We start from the raw sequence: 586 nt of genomic DNA on the forward strand, positions 1-586 counted from the left end.
CTTGAAGCATTTCACGGTAATGAAGAGCTGACTCTGTAGGATAGACTTGAAAATCAAGTGTTTCCTTATAGCCTTGAGCATCCATTCCAATAATTGTATGGACAGCTTCTTTAGACACACTACCGCGTCTTACAGATACAAAGGTGGCATCGCAGTATAGACAAACATCGTCTTGTTTAATCGGACGTTGTCGGTAAGCGGCTAATTCTTCTTCAAATGTTTTTGAAAGGTTGGAGAGGGTCGTTGGTGAATAACAATGGCCCTACATTTTTTCAATAAGTTCTGAGATATCGCGTGTTGTCACACCTTTTTGATACATTAAAATAATCATCTCTTCTAAATGAGCAGGCGCATGTTGAAGGCATTCAAGCGTTTTAATATCAAACAGCCCTAACCGATCTCGTGGTGTTTTGAGGTGAAGCATACCATATTCAGTCGGTAGTCTTCTAGAATAATAACCATTCCTTGAATTACCGGTATTATAACCTTTCACTTTCCACTTCTCATAATTAAGAAAAACCGTTCTTTTGCTTTCAAGCAGTAGATTAATGGCATCTTCTAAGGCCTGACGAAACAGTTCATGAAT

Annotated in this window: 1 pseudogene; it reads right to left on the reverse strand. The window is 38.7% G+C overall.

Going from position 1 to position 586, the window contains the following annotated elements:
* Window positions 1-586: pseudogene (locus ACQV2O_RS08620) on the reverse strand (IS256 family transposase); the annotation flags it as partial.

Source organism: Facklamia sp. P13055 (assembly GCF_050409445.1).
Lineage (GTDB): Bacteria > Bacillota > Bacilli > Lactobacillales > Aerococcaceae > Facklamia.